Source organism: Streptococcus oralis (assembly GCF_001578945.1).
Classification (GTDB): domain Bacteria; phylum Bacillota; class Bacilli; order Lactobacillales; family Streptococcaceae; genus Streptococcus; species Streptococcus oralis_Q.
On the sequence record NZ_KQ969551.1, the window covers coordinates 254,720 to 259,803 of the forward strand.

Here is a 5,084-nt window from a genome sequence, read left to right on the forward strand (position 1 = left end):
CTACTAGCCCTATCCCTCTATCAATATGGCTTGGATCGGCACCTCCCCATCGTTGCCATGGATGTCGAACGAGGAAAACAATACAAGTGGGTAGCCGGTCAGTTGGAAAAAGAAGATTTGGACATTCCTACCCTAAGCATCCAACAGCTGATAGCCTTGCGTGGTGGAAAAATACTCAAATCAAAACGCCCTATCCACTCAGCTCAGCAAATTGCAGCCATCAAAAAATTAGCCAGCTCCGCCATTGCCAATCCTGCCCACTGGTATCAAGTGACACAATTTTTCTCTCTAGCTAAGACCAATGACCTGCATGCTGAGACCGAAAAAACACTGGAAAACAACGGCAAGTATTATCACTATCCAGAATTCCTCATCCCTTTACTTGTGGAAGCGGGGATGCTTTGTATTGAAAGCGAGGACAAGGAGCGAGTAGCATACATCTTTCCAAGTCAAGAAGCTCAAGTCTTTTGCCGCAACAAGGGGCATATTTTAGAGGTGTATCTCTATCTCTTGGCGCTTGAATCTCAGCTGTTTGATGAGTGCATGATAGGTGGTGAGATTGATTGGAATGGTATCTTTCCAGAGGCGGACAATGTTCAAAATGAGATTGATGTCATTCTGAGAAAGGGACGCTCGATTACCTTTATCTCCTGCAAGATGACAGATTTATCAGTTGAAGCCATCAATGAACTAGAAGTCTACGCTAATCATTTTGCTGGGGAAAGTTGTCTCAAGTTAATTGTCTGTACGGGGAAAATCAATCCCGTTTATGCCAATCGCTGTCAGGAATACGGAGTGCTGATCATTAGAAGTGAGCAGATTCCCAATCTCGTTCCCATACTAAAAAAATATTCTAAGAGACAAAAAAGATAAGAAATAATATTATGAAAGGCTGGGATTCCAGTCTTTTTTGCTCCTTTTTCGAATAAATGAGAAAAGGAGGTAGACCATGTTTGTAGCCATAGATGCCAAGGGAAAATTGGTGAATACCCTTGAAAAAGATGTGACCAAGCAAGCTTATACTTGTCCAGCCTGTGGGGGCGGACTACGATTACGCCAAGGACAGAGTATTCGAACGCATTTTGCCCATGAAAGGTTAAGAGATTGTGTTGCTATTTTTGAAAATGAAAGCCCAGAACACTTGGGCAACAAAGAGGCTCTTTATCACTGGAGCAAGAAAGACAATCAAGTTGCCTTAGAATATAGTTTGCCCGAGATTCAGCAGATAGCGGATGTTCTCGTCAATGAGAAACTAGCTCTGGAGATTCAGTGCAGTCCCTTGTCTCAAAAGATTTTAGGCGATAGAAGCCAAGGATACCGTAGCCAGGGCTATCAGGTTATCTGGCTGCTGGGAGAAAAACTCTGGTTAAGAGAGCGATTAACACAACTGCAAAGGGGATTTCTCTATTTTAGTCATAATATGGGATTCTATGCTTGGGAACTCGATCTCAAAAAGCAAATTTTGAGACTCAAATATCTTCTGCATCAGGATCTACGTGGCAAGCTTCATTTTCAGGTCAAAGAATTTCCCTTTGGGCAAGGAAATCTCTTGGAAATTCTACGATTTCCTTATCAAAAACAAAAATTGTCTCGTTTTGCAGTTGTGCAAGATTCAACTATCTGTCATTACATTCGTCAGCAGTTGTACTACCAGACGCCTTACTGGATGAAGAAGCAGGAGGAGGCCTATCAGCAAGGGGACAATCTATTAAACCGTCAACTGGACGACTGGTATCCTCAAGTCAAGCCGATAGAATCAGGCGATTTTTTGCAGATTGAAACGGATTTGACTAGCTATTATAGAAATTTTCAGGCTTACTATCAAAAAAATCCGAAAAATAATCGCCAAAAGCTCTATCCACCAGCCTTTTATCACTTATATTTCTCAAAAAATGTGGTAAAATAGAAAGGATGGAGGAATCTTATGGTATTACAACGACATGAAATAAATGAAAAAGATACATGGGATCTTTCAACAATCTACCCAACAGATCAGGCTTGGGAAGAAGCCTTGAAAGATTTAACTGAAAAAGTACAAACAGCGTCCCAGTATGAGGGACATCTCTTGGACAGCGCCGACAGTTTGCTTGAGATCACAGAATTCTCACTTGACTTGGAACGCCAAGTTGAAAAGCTTTATGTCTATGCGCATATGAAAAATGACCAGGACACGCGTGAAGCCAAGTATCAAGAGTACTATGCTAAGGCAATTACCCTATACAGTCAGTTAGAACAAGCCTTTTCATTCTATGAACCTGAGTTTATGGAGATTAGCGAAGAGCAGTATGCGGCCTTCCTAGAAGCTCAACCAAAACTCCAAGTTTACAAACACTTTTTTGACAAGCTCTTACAAAAGAAAGACCATGTTCTTTCGCAACGTGAGGAAGAATTACTTGCTGGAGCAGGAGAAATCTTTGGTGCTGCTAGTGAAACCTTCGCTATTTTGGACAATGCGGATATTAGCTTCCCATACGTGCTTGATGATGAAGGCAAGGAAGTGCAACTCTCACACGGTACTTACATCCGTTTGATGGAGTCTAAAAACCGTGAAGTGCGTCGTGGTGCCTATGAAGCCCTTTATGCGACTTACGAGCAATTCCAACACACTTATGCTAAGACTTTGCAGACAAATGTTAAGGTGCAAAACTACCGAGCAAAAGTTCGCAATTATAAGAGCGCTCGCCATGCAGCCCTCGCAGCAAACTTTGTTCCAGAAAGTGTCTATGACAATCTAGTTGCAGCAGTTCGCAAGCACTTGCCACTCTTGCATCGATACTTAGAACTTCGTTCTAAAATCTTGGGTATTTCCGACCTCAAGATGTACGATGTCTACACACCGCTTTCGTCAGTAGATTATAGCTTTACCTACGAAGAAGCCTTGAAAAAAGCAGAAGAAGCTTTGGCGGTTTTAGGTGACGACTACTTGAGTCGTGTCAAACGTGCCTTCAGCGAGCGTTGGATTGATGTCTATGAAAATCAAGGCAAGCGCTCTGGTGCCTACTCTGGTGGTTCTTATGATACCAATGCCTTCATGCTTCTCAACTGGCAGGACAATCTAGACAATCTCTTTACCCTTGTTCATGAAACAGGTCACAGTATGCACTCAAGCTATACTCGTGAAACCCAACCTTATGTTTACGGAGATTATTCTATCTTCTTGGCTGAGATTGCCTCAACAACCAACGAAAATATCTTGACAGAGAAATTATTGGAGGAAGTGGAAGACGATGCAACTCGTTTTGCCATCCTTAATAACTTCTTGGACGGTTTCCGTGGAACAGTCTTCCGTCAAACTCAATTCGCTGAGTTTGAACATGCCATTCACCAAGCAGACCAAAATGGAGAAGTCTTGACAAGTGATTTCCTCAATAAACTCTACGCTGACTTGAACCAAGAGTACTACGGACTCAGCAAGGAAGACAATCCTCAGATCCAATACGAGTGGGCACGCATTCCACACTTCTACTATAACTACTATGTTTATCAATATTCAACTGGTTTTGCAGCTGCTTCAGCCTTGGCTGAGAAGATTGTCCATGGAAGTCAAGAAGATCGTGACCGCTATATCGACTACCTCAAGGCAGGTAAGTCTGACTATCCGCTCAATGTTATGAGAAAAGCGGGTGTTGATATGGAAAAAGAAGACTATCTCAACGATGCTTTTGCTGTCTTTGAACGCCGCTTAAACGAGTTTGAAGCCCTTGTTGAAAAATTGGGACTAGCTTAAGATGGTAGAGTCTTATAGTAAAAATGCCAATCACAATATGCGACGTCCAGTCGTCAAGGAAGAAATCGTAGAACTCATGCGCCAGCGTCAAAAGCAGGTGACAGGTTCTTTGAAAGAACTGGAGACCTTCGCTCGCAAGGAGAACATTCCCATCATTCCCCATGAAACAGTTGCTTATTTCCGTTTTCTCATGGAAACCATGCAACCTAAGAACATTTTGGAAATTGGAACGGCTATTGGTTTTTCTGCCCTCTTGATGGCGGAACATGCGCCAGATGCCAAGATTACAACCATTGACCGTAATCCAGAAATGATTGGTTTTGCCAAGGAAAACTTTGCCCAGTTTGACAGTCGCAAGCAAATCACCTTACTTGAAGGTGATGCAGTTGATGTTTTATCTACTCTGACAGAAACTTATGACTTTGTCTTTATGGATTCTGCCAAGTCCAAGTACATCGTCTTTCTGCCTGAAATTCTCAAGCACTTGGAAGTCGGTGGAGTAGTGGTCCTGGATGATATTTTCCAAGGAGGGGATGTTGCCAAGGACATCATGGAAGTCCGCCGTGGTCAACGAACCATTTATCGTGGTTTGCAAAGACTTTTCGACGCAACTTTGGATAATCCAGGTCTAACGGCAACTCTAGTTCCACTTGGAGACGGCATTCTCATGCTACGAAAGAATGTGGAGAATGTAACTTTGCCAGAAATGAAATAAATAAAAAATAGTACAATCCTCCTGTATCAAGTAACAGGAGGATTTTTATGTCTCAAAATATCATCAATATCGGCTATGCACGCGTTTCAACCCATAAGCAAGATTTGGGCTTAGAGGTGCAAATCGAAGCTCTCAAGCATTGTGACCAGCTTTTTATCGAGTGTGAATCTGGTTCAAATAATGCACGCTCAGAGCTCGAAAAGGCTCTAAAATTGGCTCAAACGCTTTCGAAAAAAGGAATGCAAGTCACTTTCACCATCTACAAGCTTGATAGGCTCACCCGCTCCATGTTTAAATTGCTGAAAATAATCGAGCAGCTCAACGAACATCAAATCCAGCTCATCAGCCTGCACGAAAAGCTGGAAACCGATTCGCTCATTGGTAGGCTACTTTGTATGATTTTAGGATTTGTGGCAGAAAGTGAGCTGGAAAACTTGCGATTTCGTACCCGTGAAGGGCTTCGTAAAGCTAAGGAAAAAGGTGTCAAACTAGGTGCTAAGCGAATTTCGAAAGAGAAGGAGAAGAGAATTATTCAGCAGTATTTGGCAGGTGGATTAAGCATAAGAAAAATTGCAAAAGCAGAACGAATTTCGACCTCAACCATCTATAAAGTCTTGAAACGCAACGATGTGGCGAATAATG

General features: G+C 42.4%; 5 protein-coding genes. All 5 read left to right on the forward strand.

Annotation, left to right across the window (positions count from 1 at the left end):
- Positions 1-873: PDDEXK family nuclease (locus SORDD16_RS03960; RefSeq protein WP_241733971.1), on the forward strand; the 873-nt coding region annotated here is incomplete at its 5' end.
- 76 nt (positions 874-949) lie between these two features.
- Positions 950-1,906 (forward strand): competence protein CoiA, encoded by a 957-nt coding sequence (locus SORDD16_RS03965; RefSeq protein ID WP_061452458.1) that lies wholly within the window; start codon positions 950-952, stop codon positions 1,904-1,906.
- An 18-nt stretch (positions 1,907-1,924) separates the two neighbouring features.
- Entirely contained in the window at positions 1,925-3,727 is a 1,803-nt protein-coding gene (gene pepF / locus SORDD16_RS03970; RefSeq protein ID WP_061452459.1) for an oligoendopeptidase F, read from the forward strand.
- A 1-nt stretch (position 3,728) separates the two neighbouring features.
- Entirely contained in the window at positions 3,729-4,442 is a 714-nt protein-coding gene (locus SORDD16_RS03975) for an O-methyltransferase (RefSeq protein ID WP_081215128.1), read from the forward strand.
- 47 nt (positions 4,443-4,489) lie between these two features.
- Positions 4,490-5,084: recombinase family protein (locus SORDD16_RS03980; protein WP_061452460.1), on the forward strand; the 595-nt coding region annotated here is incomplete at its 3' end.